Annotated in this window: 11 protein-coding genes; 9 read left to right on the top strand and 2 right to left on the bottom strand. The window is 71.2% G+C overall.

Features of this window, described 5'->3' with window-relative positions; genetic code table 11:
* Nucleotides 1-82: 82 nt before the first annotated feature.
* Complete coding sequence (locus GDIA_RS00370; RefSeq protein WP_244410155.1) at nt 83-3,067, bottom strand: translocation/assembly module TamB domain-containing protein; 2,985 nt, start codon at nt 3,065-3,067, stop codon at nt 83-85.
* Between GDIA_RS00370 and GDIA_RS19565 the strand changes: the two genes are divergently transcribed.
* Nucleotides 3,066-3,497: a hypothetical protein gene (locus GDIA_RS19565; RefSeq protein ID WP_244410154.1), complete on the top strand. Its 432-nt coding sequence runs from the start codon at nt 3,066-3,068 to the stop codon at nt 3,495-3,497. The two genes, GDIA_RS00370 and GDIA_RS19565, sit on opposite strands and share 2 nt — an antisense overlap.
* A 27-nt stretch (nt 3,498-3,524) precedes the next feature.
* Entirely contained in the window at nt 3,525-4,358 is an 834-nt protein-coding gene (locus GDIA_RS19560; RefSeq protein WP_244410152.1) for a hypothetical protein, read from the top strand.
* Here the strand turns inward: GDIA_RS19560 and GDIA_RS00365 are convergent.
* A complete protein-coding gene (locus GDIA_RS00365) occupies nt 4,331-6,205 on the bottom strand; it encodes an autotransporter assembly complex protein TamA (protein WP_144880023.1) in 1,875 nt (624 codons plus the stop codon). The genes GDIA_RS19560 and GDIA_RS00365 overlap by 28 nt on opposite strands.
* Before the next feature lie 609 nt (nt 6,206-6,814).
* Here GDIA_RS00365 and miaB point away from each other — a divergent pair.
* The 7 genes from miaB to GDIA_RS00330 all read left to right on the top strand — a co-directional run bounded on the left by miaB (nt 6,815) and on the right by GDIA_RS00330 (nt 17,131).
* Nucleotides 6,815-8,194, top strand: a complete 1,380-nt coding sequence (gene miaB, locus GDIA_RS00360; protein WP_041249370.1) for a tRNA (N6-isopentenyl adenosine(37)-C2)-methylthiotransferase MiaB — start codon at nt 6,815-6,817, stop codon at nt 8,192-8,194.
* An 83-nt stretch (nt 8,195-8,277) separates the two neighbouring features.
* Nucleotides 8,278-9,369, top strand: a complete 1,092-nt coding sequence (locus tag GDIA_RS00355; protein WP_012552948.1) for a PhoH family protein — start codon at nt 8,278-8,280, stop codon at nt 9,367-9,369.
* Complete coding sequence (gene ybeY, locus GDIA_RS00350) at nt 9,353-9,961, top strand: rRNA maturation RNase YbeY (RefSeq protein ID WP_012552947.1); 609 nt, start codon at nt 9,353-9,355, stop codon at nt 9,959-9,961. The genes GDIA_RS00355 and ybeY overlap by 17 nt, the downstream gene beginning before the upstream one ends.
* Before the next feature lie 119 nt (nt 9,962-10,080).
* Nucleotides 10,081-10,932, top strand: coding sequence for a hemolysin family protein (locus GDIA_RS00345; RefSeq protein ID WP_231854312.1), 852 nt, complete (start codon nt 10,081-10,083; stop codon nt 10,930-10,932).
* A 10-nt stretch (nt 10,933-10,942) separates the two neighbouring features.
* The gene (gene panS, locus GDIA_RS00340; protein ID WP_012225391.1) at nt 10,943-11,872 is read left to right on the top strand and encodes a ketopantoate/pantoate/pantothenate transporter PanS; all 930 of its coding nucleotides are present in this window, start codon (nt 10,943-10,945) and stop codon (nt 11,870-11,872) included.
* A gap of 74 nt (nt 11,873-11,946) precedes the next feature.
* Nucleotides 11,947-12,564, top strand: a complete 618-nt coding sequence (locus GDIA_RS00335; protein ID WP_012225390.1) for a thioredoxin domain-containing protein — start codon at nt 11,947-11,949, stop codon at nt 12,562-12,564.
* Between the two features lie 31 nt (nt 12,565-12,595).
* Nucleotides 12,596-17,131, top strand: a complete 4,536-nt coding sequence (locus GDIA_RS00330; protein ID WP_012552946.1) for an AAA family ATPase — start codon at nt 12,596-12,598, stop codon at nt 17,129-17,131.
* Nucleotides 17,132-17,174 lie beyond the last annotated feature (43 nt).

Here is a 17,174-nt window from a genome sequence, read left to right as displayed (position 1 = left end):
GGCCTTACGGGCCGTGAGCAGCGGAGCGCAGGAAACGCGCGTCGGATCGCCAGCAGCAGGACTTTTGAAGCAGCCTCCGCGTTCAGTATCGATACTGGTACGACAGGCCGACACTGCTGCCGGGATCGTTCTCGGGCGTGGTGAAGCCGGTGACGTTCCCCCCGGTCCCGACCGTCGTGTTCAGCTTCAGCCGCCGTGTCAGGTCCACCTGGACCTGCGCCTGCGTGCCGGAACCGGACGTGGCCTGCTTGGCGCCGACATAGACGCCACGCATCACGTATTTCCCGGCCTCGACGCTGGTGCCGGTGCCCTTGCCGACGCCGGAGCCGCCGGCCAGTTGCAGCCGGTCCAGCCCCAGCGTGTTGCGCACCTTGGCCAACGGGTCGAAGGCCGATCCGCCGGTCAGGGTCGCAACGGCACCCGCGATCTCGGCCATCTGGGTCGGTGACAGCGACTGGGCATCCGTCCCGAACAGCAGCATCGCCATGATCTGGTCCTGCGACAGGGGCGGCGAGGAGGAAAAAGTGATCTTCGGCGCGCTGGCATATCCGCCCACGACCAGCCGGGCCGTGCCGGCATTCGTCGCGCGTTCGGCCTCGAAATCCAGGGTTGGGTCGATCGCCTGCGTGACGCCGGACCCGTTGAAGGCCACCCGCCCCTTGGTGAAGTCCAGCGAGATTCCCGCCAGGTTGAAATTGCCGCGCCGCATGTCGAACCCGCCGGTAATGGCCGGCGCGTCGGCCGTGCCGCCGACATGCAGCCGTCCCTGCATTTCCGCATCCAGCCCATGTCCGCGCACGAACATCTGGCCCGGCGAGGACGCGGTGACGTCCAGCCCGACGACAAGGCTGCTGCCGGTATCCTGCGGCACCTGCCCGTCCGCGCCGGGGCGGATGACGTCAAGCCGGGCGATCGACGGCGGCAGGGAATTGGGAATGTTGATTTCGGCATGCGGGATGACCACCCGCCCGGCCACGTCGATCCGCGAGGCCAGCCTGCCCCGGATCGTCATGTCGGTGTTGATTTCGGCGGTAACCAGGTCGCTGGACAGCGGCCGGGCATGATCGGCGGTAATCCGCAGGTCGATCGGCAGGCCGGGCTGGAAGGCCCCCAGCGTTCCGTTCACCGTGATCCGGCCCGGCCCGGCCGAGGCCGAGAAATTGTCGATCGCAAGCACATCCTTCCGCGCCACGATCGTGCCCGCCATGTTCGAAAGCTGCACCCCCTGGGCGTAATCATGGATCTGACCCCCTGCCAGCGTGAGGGTGCCGGAAGCCTGGGGTGCCGAAAACGGCCCACCGACGCCCAGCGCCAGTTGCACCGTGCCTTCGACCTGCCGCCCCTGGGCACCCAGATAGGCATTCGCCGCCGCCAGGTTGATCCGCCCGCTGGTCTGGAGCGCCATCGCGCCCGACGCCCCGGTCGGCACCGTCCCGCGCACCGCCAGGTCGACCATCGCGCCGGCCCGCGCGGTCGCGTCGATCCGCGCCTGCGTGCCCGAGAGCTGCGCCGTGGCGTCCAGGCTGGCCGGCGGCAGGGCGCCGCTGAAATCGGCGTTGTATTTCATGTTGCGGGCCGCCACCGTCACCGTTCCCTGCGGGCTGGCCAACGTGCCGCGCAGGACGGCGCGGGCCGTCATTGTCCCATCCGCGCGAAGCGACGGCATGAACGGCCGGGCGATGGCGGGGGTCAGGTTGTCGATCGTGGCGGTCAGGGCCAGGGCGGGCTTCACCGTGCCGGCAATGTCGATCTGCGCGGGCGCGACGCCGGGGGGCGCCAGGGTCGCACGCAGGCGGTCGACCCCGATCGCCTTGCCGAAGCCGATCCGCGCCGGGGCCAGCAGGCGTACGGATTCGCCCCGCGCATTCGCCTGCAGGGTACGGAGCGCGACCGATCGCCCGGGCACGTCCAGGACCATGGCGGTGGTCAGCGCGGCCGGCGCACCCATCAGGTCGGGCAATGACGCCGTGGCTGCGATCGCCAGCGCGTCCTGCGGGCCACGGGCGGTTATGCTGGCGTTGCCCGCCGCACCCTTCATCGCCAGTCCGTCGAGCTTGAGCGCCATGTCGGTGCGCATCGCGCCCAGCGGGTCGGCGACGGTGCCCGCCAGCGTCACCCGGCGCAGGCTGGCCCGCGCGCTGGCCAGGCTGCCGTCAAGATGCAGCGTCACGACCGGCGGCGAAGCGTCCTGTCCGCCCTTCGGCGTGTCCGACGTACGGACCGAGGCCACCACCGAACCGGATACATCCTGCCCGACCAGGCGCGACAGGTCGGCCAGGCGCGTCATCTGCAGGTCCAGCGTGCCCAGCGGTACCACTTTGCCGGGATTCAGGACCAGGCGCCCCTTTCCCGACGCGCTCTTCCAGTCCAGGTGCCCCAGGTCCAGGGTGCGCCTGCCCTCCGCGTCCTGTTCCAGGTCGGCCGCGACCGACAGGGGCGCACCGTCCAGGCTGCCCTGCGCCAGCACCGTGCCCTGCGGGGTCGCGGGCAGATGGTGGAACACCGCATCCAGCATGATCGGCCCCGCCGGCATCCCGGTGGTGCCCAACTGCCCCTGAAGGTGCGCGGTAGCGGACAGGTCGTTCATCGGCCCGTTGACGGCCAGGTTCAGCGCCGCCTGCCCCCGCAGCGCGGGCAGTGCGCGTTGCAGGTCGTCCACCGCCAGATGCACCGTGGCGTCCAGCATTCCGCCGGCTTCCCGCACTGGCGAACCGGCCGCCCGCGCCCCCGTCTGGCTGCCCGTCACGGCCAGGTGCACGGCCTGCCCGTCCAGGGTCAGCCGGTCGATGCGCATCACGCGCGGGCTGTCGCCATGGCCGCGCGTGATCGCGGCGCGCAGGGCCAGCTTGCCATCCGGCCCCACCAGATCGGCCGCTTGCCGTATGCCGCCGGTGATGCCCAGATCGCCATCCAGCGCCAGGCCGATCTCGCCCTCGGGCCGGGTCGGCATGGCGAACGATCCGTGCAGGCCCAGCCGGCCGGCCAGCGCCACCGGGGCCGCCGCCGCCAGCGGCCCCAGTTGCGGCACCGTCAGGTCGAAATCCCCATGCGCCGGCTTGGCGGTCATGACCCGGCCCGTCAGATGCAGCAGGGTATGGGTTCAGGCCGATATCCAGCGGCCAGTCGGCCTCATCGGGATGCAGCGCCAGATCCAGCGTCAGCGGATCGGCGGCGAATACGGTCGGCCGGGCGCCGGGGATCGACAGCCCGTCGATCGCGGCATGCAGGCGGGCCAGGGCCGGCTGGCCCGCCGCCGATTCATGCCCGTCGAACGTCACCAGCACCCGGCTGGCGGCGACCCCGGACGCGGCAAGCTGGTCCAGCGTCAGTTGCCCCTGGCCGACCGGATGATGCACGTCGCCCGACAGGTGGGCATCCAGCGCGATACCCTGCCAGCCGATGCCGTCCCGCACCGTCATGGCCGGCGCATGAACGCCGATCGACAGTTGAGTCTTGACGTGAATGAAGTCGATCAAGCCACTTATTTTAGAAGTTAATTCCCCCGATTTCAGTGCAAAATCCAGGTGGTTCGCATCACGCGGACCATCCAGGTCCAGCACCAGGTGCAACGGGTCCAGGGGCTCCAGCCCGGCCGTGGAGGCGAAGCCGCCCGGTCCCTCATCGGCCGTCAGATGCAATCCCAGGCGCCGGGGCACGATGTCGGTGCGCAGGGCCAGCGTCCCGTCGCGGTCCAGGCGCTTCAGGCGCAGGTCGATCCGCGCGTCGGGCAATGTCGCGACGCTGACCCCGTTCAGCACCGGGGCGATATGGGCCAGACGCGCCTGGCCATCCAGGGCGAAGTCCGCCGCCACCCCGGCGATATCGGCCCCGACCTCGATCCGGGCGATGTGGACGGCGCGGATATCGATGCCGAGATCCAGCCCGCCCTTGCGGCCGGTCGAGGGCGCGGACGGTGTGGTGGACGCGGCCTGCAACCGGGGAATGGCCAGGCGGTCCATCGCGATCCGGTCGATGCGCGCGCGCCTGGCCAGCAGATAGGTCGGCCGCCAGTCCAGCACCAGCCCGTCGATGGCAAGCCACGTCCCGTTGCGGTCGTTCAGGGCGATATGGCCGATCCTGAGCGCATCGGGAAACCGGCCCGACACCCCCTGGAGCGTCACGGTGCCGCCGGTCAGCGACGCGGTCTGCCGTTCGATGGCATGGCGGCCCCAGCCGGTATTGGCGGCGACCAGGATGCCCAGCGTGGCGATCAGGACCAGGCCCAGCGGCACGCCCACCACCATGCCGGCGGTCCATGCGGCGATCCGGCGCCAGCGGCGCCCCGGCACGCGGGCGGATGGCGGGGTCGGAGCGGGACTGTCGGGCGCCATCAGAAGGTTTCCCCCAGGCCGATATAGAGTTCCCACGTATCGCCTTGCGCCGGCCGGTTCAGCGGGAACGCGACGTCCACCCGCACCGGGCCGATCGGCGTATAGTACCGCACCCCTGCCCCTGCGCCGACGCGCAGCGTGCCATGCAGGGGGCTGCTGCCGGTGTCGACCTGGCCGGCATCGGCGAACAGCGCCGCGCCGAAGCTGCGGAACAGGCGCTGGCGGAATTCCACGGTGCCCGCATCCATCGACGTGCCGCCGATCGCGTATTTGCTGTTGGGAAATTGCGGCCCCACGCCCTGGTAGCGGAAGCCGCGCACGGTCGCGCTGCCGCCGGCATACAGGCGTTGATCAGGCGGAATCTCGAACGTCGAAGCCCCCTGCACGCTGCCGACGACGCCGCGAAACGCGAAGACGCTGCGCCCGGGCCGCGAAAGGCCCACATGCGACAGGTCGAAATAGGTGGATGCCGTCGCCTGCAGGATGGTGAAGAACGACGTGCCGCTGATCAGGGAGGCCGAGGGCGTCGCGCTGGCGGCGATGCGCACCCCGTGGGTCGCGGGGTCGATCGGGTTGGTCAGCCCCGTGCTGTCATAGGTCGCGGACAGGGGCAGGGACACGATGGTGTAGTCGTTGGACATCCCCATCTGTTCGATATGTTCCTGTTCGGCCTCGCCGCCGAAAGACACCGTCCATCGCCGCCCCAGATGGCGGACGATGCCCGCGCGGACCAGCAGCGCCGTCTGCCGGTAGGAATAGAGCAACTGGCGGATTCCCTCGACCCGCACGCTCAGGTTCTGGTCGCGGTCACCGAAATCCGGCTTCAGCAGGTCGGCATATACGTCATAGCCCAGCCCCTGCTGCGCCGAACCGCCCAGTCCCGTCACCAGGGTGGTCAGGCGCAGGCGCTCGGCATTGCCGAAGATGTTGTTGTGCGTCCAGCTTACGCCGCCCCGGCCGCCCAGGTCGGTGGAATATCCGCCCTCCACCTCCGCCATCCGCTGCTTGCCCTCGGTGAAGGCGAAGTTCAGCGGCATTTGCCGGCCAGCCGTCAGCGGCGGCGCGTCGCTGGCCTGCACGTCGGAAAACACGCCGAGCGACGCCAGGTCCTGCCGCGCCGCCTCGATGTGTGACGGCTGGTAAAGCTGGTCGGGGTGCAGGGTGATCCGCCGCGCGATATAGGCGGGATGGGTCCGCTTCAGCCCGGACAGCGCGATGGCGCCGATCGTCACGATCGGCCCGCGCCGCACGGTGTATTCGACGTCCAGCGTATGGGTCTGGGGCCGCAGCCAGGCCTTGGGCGTGCCGACCTGCGCCAGGGCGTGGCCTTCCTCCTTCAGTTCCGCCTGCAGGTTCACCCCGCCCGCCAGCACGTCGGACGCGATGGCCGGATGGCCCGAGGCCACGCCCAGGGCGGTGCGTTCCGGGGCGTTGAGGACGATCGGGGCCGTGCCGTCCTCCGGCGACGGCTTCAGCGTCACCTGCCCCAGATGGAAGATGTCGCCCCGGACCGGCGTGATGGTGACCTGCACGGCCTGCCCCTTGGGAACCGCCAGCAGCCATTCCGGCAGGCGCGGGTCCTGGCCATCCATCGTCGCCGGCGGCGCCGACGGCGCGGCGTGCCCCCCGGCGCGCAGTCCGACGGCGATGCGGATCGTCGCGGCGTAGTAGCCGTAGCTTTCCAGGGCGGTGCGCAGGCGGTCGTAATCGTTGCGGATGCGGCCGGCGAGCGCGAACGGGCTGACGGCCTTGGTCTTCTGCAGGGACAGCAGGCTGGAGGACGCGCTGATCGCCGCGTCCAGGTCGCCCTGGCCGGTCGGGCGGATCACGGTGACGTAGGATTGCGGGTCCGCGCCGCGAACGGGCGGCGGCATCCAGCCCACGAAGACGACCAGCCCCACGACCAGGACGGCCCGACGGGACGCGGTGCGTCCGGCCCCGGCACGATCTTCTCCGGCACGATCCGCCCTGCTCGCCCTTCCCCGCGATGTCGCACGGGGCCGCCGTGACCCTGTCAATGTGTCCCTGTCCCGCCTTTGTCTTCGTTCCTGCTAACGGGCCGGCCGGCCATCCGTTCACCCCGCCTTCGGACGCGCGCGCGTCCGAATGATCCGTATGCCTCGTATATAAGGCAATGGTTTGACAAGACGATAAAAAAAAGCCGTGCGGCGACGCATCGGCACAGGGCGTCATATGGGGGACGCCGGTTTTTTTGATTCGGGACTCGGAGAGTTGCCTTGACAATATCCCCGCTTCCTTTGCCAGATTGCGGAGACAGACGACGCCACGCCCGGCATTGCCCGAGGAGAGGTCAGCCCGCACGATGATGCTGTCGTACCCCGGTTCGGCGGGCCATAGGCCCGGCAGAAGGCCTTGACCCGAAGCGCCACACATATGATGTGTTCCCGCGACCGCGCGGGATGGTCCGGCGGCGCGCCCAGGAAGTCTCAGCCGTGACCGATCAGCCTGCCTGCCCCCCCGCCATGGATCTGGCCCCCGCGTCAGGATCGCGGGGCCTGCACGTCATCACGTGGGGCTGCCAGATGAATGTGTACGACAGCGCGCGGATGACCGACGTGCTGCGCCCGCTGGGCTATCACCCGGTGGACACGCCCGATACCGCCGACATGGTCATCCTCAATACCTGCCATATCCGCGACCGCGCGGCGGAAAAGGTGTTTTCCGAACTGGGACGCCTGCGCCTGGTCAAGGAAGCCCGGGCGACGGAGGGACAGCAGACCGTGCTGGCCGTCGCCGGCTGCGTGGCGCAGGCCGAAGGCAAGGAGATCCTGGCCCGCGCGCCCTTCGTCGATATCGTTCTGGGTCCGCAGACCTATCATCGCCTGCCGGAGATGGTGGCGCGCGCGGCGCGCGCCGCCGGCGCCGTGATCGACACCGACTTCCCGGCGGAACAGAAATTCGACTTCCTGCCGGATGCGCAGGCCCCGCAGAGCCCCGGCGGCATCACGTCGTTCCTGACCATCCAGGAAGGCTGCGACAAGTTCTGCTCGTTCTGCGTGGTGCCCTATACGCGCGGTGCCGAAGCCAGCCGCCCGGTGGCGTCGGTGCTGCGCGAGGCCCGGCGCATGGTGGAATGCGGCGCGCGCGAGATCACGCTGCTGGGCCAGAACGTCAACGCCTATCATGGCGAAGGGCCGGACGGCCGCGTGTGGGGCCTGGCGCGCCTGGCCGAGGCCCTGGCCGCCATCCCCGGCCTGGCGCGCATCCGCTACACCACGTCGCACCCGCGCGACATGGATGCGGACCTGATCGCCGCCCATCGCGACCTGCCGGCGCTGATGCCATTCCTGCACCTGCCGGTGCAGTCGGGGTCCGACCGTATCCTGGATGCGATGAATCGCGGCCATACCGCCGCCGATTATCGCGACCTGGTGCTGCGCCTGCGCGACGCCCGGCCGGATATCGCGCTGTCGTCGGATTTCATCGTCGGCCATCCGGGCGAAACCGACGCCGATTTCGAGGCGACCCTGCAACTGATCCGCGATGTCGGCTTCGCGCAGGCCTTCTCGTTCAAATATTCCCCCCGCCCCGGCACGCCGGCCGCCGGCGCGCCGCTGCAAGTCGCGGAAGACGTCAAGGACGCCCGCCTGCAGGCGCTGCAGGCCCTGCTGCGCACGCAGCAGGACGCGTTCAACGACGGGACGGTGGGACACGTGGTTCCGGTGCTGTTCACAGGGCACGGGCGCAAGGCGGGGCAGCTTTCGGGCCGTTCCCCCTACCTCCAGCCCGTGCATGTGGAAGGGCCGGACAGCCTGATCGGCCAGATCGCAAATGTGGAGATCCGTGAGCGCTACACCAATTCGTTGAGTGGAACCCTCGTACAGGAGAGAGCCTTCGCTTGAGAGAACAGACGGTATCAGCAATCCTGACCGGCCGGCGCCCCGCACGGGCGCAGGACCATCACGATCCGTCCCGGCATGGCGGCATGGACGCCATGCGGACGATCACGCTGCAATTCGACGACAACGCCCTGCTGGCGCGACTTGTCGGAGATCATGACCGTCACCTGCTTCATCTCGAACGTGGATTCGGCATCCGCCTGTCCTGCCGGGGCAATCGCGTCGCCGTCAGCGGCACCCCGGACCGGGTGGAAATCGCCCAGGCGGCGCTGAACAGCCTGTATCGCAGGCTGGAAGGCGGCACCGACCTCGATACCGCGGAAATCGACGCCGCGATCCGCATGGCTGCCGCCCACCACACCCTGCCCCGCCTGCCATCCGAAGGACGGTCCGCCATGCCCCATGACAGCGCGCACCTGCCCCAGCCGCACAGGTCGGAATCGCACCGGCTGTCGCTGCCCGAACTGCCGGCCATCCGCACCCGGCGCGGCGCCATAGCACCCCGCTCGGCAGGCCAGGCGACGTATATGGAAATGCTGGCCCAGGCCGAGATGGTCTTCGGCATCGGGCCCGCCGGCACCGGCAAGACCTATCTGGCGGTGGCGCAGGCGGTGGCGATGCTGCAGGCCGGCCAGGTCGACCGCATCGTGCTGTCGCGCCCGGCGGTCGAGGCCGGCGAGCGCCTGGGCTTCCTGCCCGGCGACATGAAGGACAAGATCGACCCGTACCTGCGCCCGCTCTACGACGCGCTGCACGACATGCTGCCCGGCGACCAGGTCGTGCGCCGCATGGCCACGGGCGAGATCGAGGTCGCCCCCCTGGCCTTCATGCGTGGCCGCACGCTGGCCCACAGTTTCGTCATCCTGGACGAGGCCCAGAACACCACCTCGGCGCAGATGAAAATGTTCCTGACCCGCATGGGCAGCGGCACCCGCATGGTCGTGACCGGCGACCTCAGCCAGGTGGACCTGCCGTCGGGCGTGACCTCGGGCCTGCGCGACGCGGTGGATACGCTGGAAGGACTGCCGGGAATCGGCATCACGCGCTTCGAATCCCGCGATGTCGTGCGGCACCCGCTGGTCGCGCGCATCGTGGACGCCTATGATCAGCGGGCGGCGGCCGAACGGGACATGTCCCGCAGCAGGGCGCGCCGGGAGAACAATGGAACCGCGAAGTAGCCAGAATCCCGCCGAATCCGGCGGGGTCCTTACGATAGAGCCGACGGCCGGACGCGCCGTCGGCCTTCCCCCTGTTCCGCTCCACGAGTGGGACGTCCCGGCCGGGGACGGCGGCGATGACTGCGATGTCGTCGTGACCGACGCGCGCTGGCATGGCGCCGTGCCGGGCATTGCGGCCCTGGTCCGGCGCACCGCGCGCGCGGCCTGGGGCGGTGACGCACCGGGGCCCGTCACGATCATGCTGGACAATGACCGCGCGATCCGCCGGTTGAACGCCCGGCATCGCGACCGGAACAAGCCGACCAACGTCCTGACCTTCGACTATCCCGGCGGCCTGCCGGGGGGCGACATCATGATCGCGCTGGAAACCGTGCGGCGCGAGGCCCAGGCGGCCGGCCGGCCCATCCGCCACCACCTGATGCACCTGGTGGTGCACGGCATCCTGCACCTGCGCGGCCACGACCATCACCAGGCCGGCGAGGCCCGGCGGATGGAAATGGAGGAAGCCCGGATCCTGGGCCGCCTGTCGGTGCCCAATCCCTGGAAATACCGCCCCGGCGCACCGTCGGGGCTGATGGGGGACGGGCAGTGAACCGCCCCCTGCCCGTTTCCGCGACGTCGGACGCCGCGCCGCATCGCACCGATGCCCCCAAGGCGGAGACGGCCCGCCCCCCCGATGAGGTCCCCCCGTCACGCCCGCGCGGCCGTGGACTGCTGTCGCTGTTCGGACGCAGGCGCGTCGAACAGGGATTGCGCCATTCCATCGCCGCGCTGGTGCAGGAAGCCAACGACGCCGAGGGCGACGGCGCCGACCCCAATTCGGAACTGGACCGCCAGGAACGCGCGCTGATCGCCAATGTGCTGCGCCTGCGCGGGATCACCGCCGACGACGTGATGGTGCCGCGCGCCGACATCGTGGCCATGCCGGTCTCGCTGAGCCTGGACGAGGCCCTGGCCCTGATGCGGCGGGAAAACCATTCGCGCATGCCGGTCTATCGCGAGCAGCTCGACGACATCGTGGGCATGATCCACGTGAAGGACCTGATCGCCTATGTCGGCACCAGCGAAGGATTCAACGTGGAATCGCTGCTGCGCCAGCCGCTGATGGTGGCGCCGCAGATCCCGGTGCTGGACCTGCTGCTGCAGATGCGCCAGCGGCGCGTGCACCTGGCCCTGATCATCGACGAATATGGCGGCATCGACGGGCTGGTGACGATCGAGGACCTGGTGGAAACCATCGTCGGCGACATCTCGGACGAACATGACGAACCGACGGCGGTCCTGATCCAGGAACGGCCGGACGGCACGTTCGACGTCGATGCCCGCCTGCCGGTCGAGCAATTCGAATCCCGCCTGGGCCCGCTGCTGACCGATGCCGAGCGCGAGGCCGAGATCGAGACCGTGGGTGGCCTGGTCTTCTACCTGGCCGGGCATGTGCCCACGCGCGGCGAGGTGCTGACCCATGACAGCGGCCTGGTCTTCCGGGTGCTGGACGCGGATTCGCTGCATATCCGCAAGGTTCGCGTCCGCCCGCCGCCACCGCCGCCCGCGCCAGCCGCCTGATCCCCTATCCTTGTCGGTCCTGACCCGCCTCTTCCCCCTGTGGGCGATCCTGGTCTCGGCCTCGGCCATTCGCTGGCCGGGGCCGTTCCTGGCGCTGTCGCCCGCCATCACGCCGTTGCTGGCGTTCGTGATGTTCACCATGGGCGTCACGCTGACCGTGGCGGATTTCCGCCGTATCGCCCGGCGACCGGCCCCGGTCCTGGCCGGGATCGTGCTGCATTACACCATCATGCCGCTGGCGGCGTGGCTGGTCGCGCGCATGCTGGGCCTGCCGCCGGCGCTGCGGGTGGGCATGATCCTGGTCGGCAGCGTCTCCAGCGGCACGGCGTCCAACGTGATGATCTACCTGGCGCGGGGGGACGTGGCGCTGTCGGTCAGCATCAGCACGCTGTCGACCCTGGTGGGCATCGTGGCCACCCCGCTGCTGACGCGGCTCTACGTCTCGGCCGACGTCGCGGTCGACACATGGGCGCTGTTGCGCAGCATCGTCGAACTGGTGGCCCTGCCGGTCGTGGGGGGCCTGGCGGTCAACATGCTGGCCCATCGCGCCGTGCGGCGCATCGAACCCGCGCTGCCGCTGGTGGCGATGATCGCGATCATGGCCATCATCGGCTCGATCGTCGCGTCGGTCCGTCCGTCCCTGGCCTTCGCCGGGCCGATCGTCCTGCTGGCCGTGATGCTGCATAACGGGATGGGCCTGCTGGGCGGCTATTGGGGCGGCCGCCTGCTGCGGCTGGACGAAAGCGCCTGCCGCACCCTGGCCATCGAGGTCGGGATGCAGAATTCCGGCCTGGCGGCCACGCTGGGGCGGCTTTATTTCGGCCCGCTGGCGGCCCTGCCGGGGGCGATCTTCTCGATCTGGCACAATATCTCGGGCTCGGCCCTGTCGGCATGGTGGGCCGGGCGGCCGGTGCGCGACACGGCGCCCCGATCCTCTTGACGCCTGCGCGCTTTGCGGGCTTTTTCGCCATTCCCGCGACCCGTTCGATCCAGCATGCCGGAGACCGTTCAGCCATGCCCGTTACCCGCCGCACCCTGATCGCGACCGCCCCCGCCCTGCTGGCGCCGGGCCTGGCCCCGCGCGCCGCACGGGCGGCCGACACCGATCCGCGCATGAGCGTCCGCGCCGCCGGCAACCCGGCCGCGAAGGTGCATGTCGAGGAATGGTTTTCGCTGACCTGCACCCATTGCGCCCGGTTCGCGGGCGAGGTGTTCCCGGAAATCCGCACCAGGCTGATCGAGACCGGCAAGGTCTATTACATCTTCCGCGACTTCCCGCTGGACCAGCTTGCCCTCGCGGCGGCGATGATCGCCCGCACCCTGCCGCCCGAGCGGTACGAGCCCTTCGTGCTGTCGCTGCTGTCCAGCCAGGATCGCTGGGCGTTCGCCCGCGACGTGAACCCGCAGGACGAATTGCAGAAGATGGCGGCCCTGGCCGGCATGCCCGCCGACCTGTTCCAGAAGACGATCGCCGACGACACGCTGCGCCAGGCCATCATGGACGAGGAAAACCGCGCCCAGGCCCAGTACAAGATCGAGGGCACGCCGACCTTCCGCTTCAACGACAAGGTGCAGGTGGGCCAGGAAATGACCTACGACGATTTCGCGCAGAAGGTCGCCTCGTTGGCCTGATTCCGACGTCCCTGATCCGGTCCGTGCCCCCATGACCGCCCGTTTCGTCCGCCTGCGCATCGCGGGATTCAAGAGCTTCGCCGACCCCGTCGCGGTCGATATCCTGCCCGGCCTGACCGGGATCGTCGGCCCGAACGGGTGCGGCAAGTCGAACGTCGTCGAGGCGCTGCGCTGGGCCATGGGCGAAAGCTCCGCCCGGTCGCTGCGCGGGGGCGAGATGGACGACCTGATCTTCGCCGGCACCGCCGCGCGGGCGGCGCGCAACCTGGCCGAGGTGACCCTGACGCTGGAAGGCACGACGGGCATCGCTCCGCCGCCGCTGCACGACCAGGACGAACTGCAGATCAGCCGCCGCGCCGAACGCGGCGCCGGCAGCGACTATCGCGTCAACAGCAAGCCGATCCGCGCCCGCGACGTGCAGACGCTGTTCGCGGACCTGGCATCGGGCGCCCGGTCCTCGGCCATGGTCAGCCAGGGCCGGGTCTCGGCCCTGGTCAACGCCCGGCCCGAGGAACGGCGGTCGATCCTCGAGGAAGCCGCCGGCATCACCGGCCTGCACGCCCGCCGGCACGAGGCCGAGCTGAAGCTGCGCGCGACCGAATCCAACCTGGCGCGGGCCGACGATCTGCGCGTCCAGCTGGAAGGCCATCTGGACAATCTGCGCGGCCAGTCGCAGCAGGCCCGGCGCTATCGCGAGATCTCGGCCGCGCTGCGCGAAGCCGAGATCACCCTGCTGGCCCTGCTGCATGCGCGGGCGCGGCTGGCGGTGGAGCGCGCCGGCCAGGCGGCACGCCAGGCCCGGCACGCGATGACGCAGGCCGAGGAAGCCGCCGAAACCGCGGTGGTGACGGAATTCGAGGCCAATCGCGACCTGCCGGCCCTGCGCGTCCGGTCGGACGAAACCCGCACGGTCCTGGAACGGCAGAAGATCCTCGCCGAAGGCATCGCGCGCGAGGAACAGCGCGCGGCCGAAGCCGCATCGGACGCCGCCGCCCGCTTGCAGCAGGCCGAGGCCGACCATCAGGCGGCGGAAGCCCGCCATGCCGACGCCGGCGAAAACGTGGCCCGCCTGCAGGCGGAGCAGGCCGCGCTGGACACGCGGCTGGCGGCGCTGCCGCAGGACGTCGCCCAGGCGCAGGCCGACCTGGCCACGGCCGGCGAATCGGTTCAGGCGCAGGAACGGGCGCTGGAACAGGCCACATCCGACGCCACGGCGGCGCGGGCCCGGGCGGAACAGGTGGAAGCCGCGCATCGCGAGGCCCAGGCCCGCCACGCCCGGCTGTGCGACCAGCATGACCGGCTGGCCGCCGAACTGGACGCGTTGCGTGCCGCCCTGCCCGGCCAGGCGGACATGGAGGCCCAGGCCGCCGCGCTGGCCGCGTCGTCCGAACATCTGGCCCGGACCCGCGCGGCGCTGGATCACGCCGCGCAGGAACAGTCCGACGCCACGCTGGCCGTGACCCTGGCCCGCAACCACGCCACCGAGGCCCGCCGCCGGCAGGAGGAAGCACAGCGCGCCCTGGCCCAGGCCACCGAACGCGCGACCGCCCTTCGCGCCGCCCGGCAGGCCCTGCAACGGCGACAGGATGATACCAACGCCCATCTGGTGGCGCCGGAACGCCGCGAGGCGCTGCGGACCGGACTGGCCGAGGCGCAATCCGCGCTGGCCGCCGCCCGCGCCGCGCTGGAACAGGCGGAACTGGACCGCCAGGCAGCCTCCGCCGCGCAGATCGAGGCCCGAGCCCGCCTGCAGGAAGGGGTGACCCGCCGCGCCGCCATCGGCACCGCCCTGCGCACCGCCGAATCCACCCAACAGCGCGCGCAGGCGCGGCTTCAGGCCCTGCAGGGCGATCTGGCCCGGGCCCGCGCCGCCGCCATCGCCCCCGACCGGGTGGACGCCGCCCGCGCGGCGCGCGAATCGGCGGAACGGGACCTGGCGGCGTCCGGCCTGGCGCTGGAGGGCGCCGAATCCGGCCTTGCCGCCGCCCTCGCCGCCCGCGATGCGGCCACGCACCATCTGGCGGAGGTGAAAGCCGACCTGTCCCGCCTGACCGCCGAGATCGAAGGGCTGACCCAGGCGCTGGCGACCGGCCACGGCGAATCGGGCTGCCGCCCGGTGGTGGACGACATCCTGGTGCCGGACGGGCTGGAAGCGGCCCTGGCCTCGGCCCTGGCCGAAGGGCTGGAAGCGTCGGTCGAGCCCGAGGCCCCGCGCCTGTGGCACCGGTTGGACGACCTGCCCGCCCCCGCCCTGCCGGGTGACGGCACCGTTGCGCTGTCCGGGCTGGTGACGGCCCCCCCGGCCCTGACCCGCGCGCTGACGGCCATCGGCCTGCTGGCGGACGGCGTGGATGGCGCGGCGTTGCAGGCCGGCCTGCGCCCCGGGCAAAGCCTGGTAGACCGGACCGGCGCCCTGTGGCGCTGGGACGGCTACCGCGTGGCGGCCGGCCTGCCTAGCCGTGCCGCCCTGCTGCTGCAACAGCGCAACCGGCTGCGCGAGACCGAGGCCGCACGCGACATCCGGCGCGCCGACCTGCCGGTGGCGGAGGCCGCGCTGGCCGAGGCCGAGCAGGCACGCGCCCAGGCCGCCGAATCCGTGACCCAGGCCCGCGCCGCCCGCACCCGGATCGAAACCGTGCTGCGCCAGGCCCGCGCGGACGAGGCCGAGATCGGCCGGCTGGACAGCGCGGCGCGCGCGCGCCTCGACACCGTCCAGCCGCAGCACGATCAGGCGGTGCAGGCCCTGGCCGAGGCCGAATCGGCCCTGGCCGCCGCGCGGGACGAGGCCACCGCCCTGCCCGACGAGGCGCAACTGGCCCAGGCGCATGAGGCCGCGCGCCGGCACGAACAGGCGGCCCAGGCGGCGGAAGCCGTCGCGCGCGAGACACGGCGCCGTGCCGAAGCCGCGCAGGAAGCCGCGCGGCGCGAGGACGACGCGACCGCCGCCCGCCATGGCGAGGCCGAGGCACGGCTGGCGACCATCGTCCCCGAATTGCAGCGCATCACCCGCGAAGCCGAACAGGCCGAAGCCGCGCTGGGGGATGCGGAAACGGCCCTGTCCGCCCTTCCGCCCGTCCAGGACGCCGAATCCGCCCTGGCCGCCGCCGAGGCCCGCGCCCGCGATGCGGCACAGGCGCACGACGCCGCGCGGCAGGCCCGGCAGCAGGCCGAATCCGCGCTGGAACAGGCCCAGGCCGCGCATGCCGCCCGGCAGACCGCACAGATCGAAACCCGCAGCGCGCTGGACGCCCAGGCGCCGCGCCTGGAATCGCTGGGCCAGGAGCGGGACGAGGCCGCCGCCCATCTGGCCCGCGTGACGGCGGAGCGCGAGTCCCTGCCCGACCTGGAGGCCATCGCCACCCACGTGCAGCAGATGCGCGAGGCAATGGCCGCCGCAAGGCAGGCCGAGGACGCCGCACGCCAGCAGGGCACGGCGCTGGCCGGCGAACAGCAGGCGGCCCGGGCGCGGCTGGACGGCCTGGTCGCCGCGCTGGCCGACTGGACCGCGCGACAGGCGGCCGCCGCCGCCGAACGGGACGGCAGCATCGCCCGGCTGGAAGCCGCCCGGGCCGACCATGCGCGACTCGCCGCCCTGCCGGACGAGGTGACGCGCACGCGGGCGACCACACACGACGCGCTGCACCGGGCCGAATCCGACCACGCCGACGCGGCCCGCACCCTGGCGGAGGCCGAGGACGCCCTGGCCCGGGCCCAGACCGGACGCCGCGATGCCGAGGGCGCGCTGGCCGCGGCGCGCGAAGCCCTGTTGCGGGCCGAAGGACGGCACGAGCAGGCCGAAGCCATCCTGACCCAGTTGCTGACCGAAACGCCGGAACCGCCTGGCATCGTCCCCCCCGACCTGACCGAGGCGGCGGAGAGCAGCCTGCGCCGCAAGATCGCCCGCCTGGTCCGCGAGCGCGAGGAAATGGGGCCGGTCAATCTGCGGGCCGAGCTGGAGGCCGACGAGGCCGAGACCCGCATCGCCACCATCCGCAACGAAAAGGACGAACTCGAATCCGCCATCGCGCGCCTGCGCGGCTCGATCGGGGCACTGAACCGCGAGGGCCGCGAGCGCCTTCTGGCGGTGTTCACCGAGGTGGACCAGCATTTCCAGTCCCTGTTTTCGCGCATGTTCAATGGCGGGCGGGCGCATCTGGGCATGGTGGGCAACGACGATCCGCTGCAGGCGGGGCTGGAGATCTACGCCCAGCCGCCGGGCAAGAAGCTGGCGACGCTGTCGCTGCTGTCGGGCGGCGAGCAGGCGCTGACCGCCCTGTCGCTGATCTTCGCGGTGTTTCGCTGCAACCCCGCGCCGATCTGCGTGCTGGACGAAGTCGACGCGCCGCTGGACGACGCCAATGTCGGGCGGTTCTGCGCGCTGCTGGCCGACATGGTGGCCGAGGCCGGCACCCGCTTCCTGGTGGTGACGCACCATCAGTTGACGATGGCGCACATGGACCGGCTGTACGGGGTGACGATGCAGGAACGCGGCGTCAGCCGCGTCCTGTCGGTCGATCTGGACCACGCCGCGACGATGGCGGGTCAGTCCCGCGCTGAAACAGTCTGAAAAAAGAAGGCCGGGACGATGCCCGGCCTTCCGTGACGATCCG

Source organism: Gluconacetobacter diazotrophicus PA1 5 (genome assembly GCF_000021325.1).
In the GTDB taxonomy this organism is placed as follows: domain Bacteria; phylum Pseudomonadota; class Alphaproteobacteria; order Acetobacterales; family Acetobacteraceae; genus Gluconacetobacter; species Gluconacetobacter diazotrophicus.
This window is presented reverse-complemented; position numbering and strand designations above follow the sequence as displayed.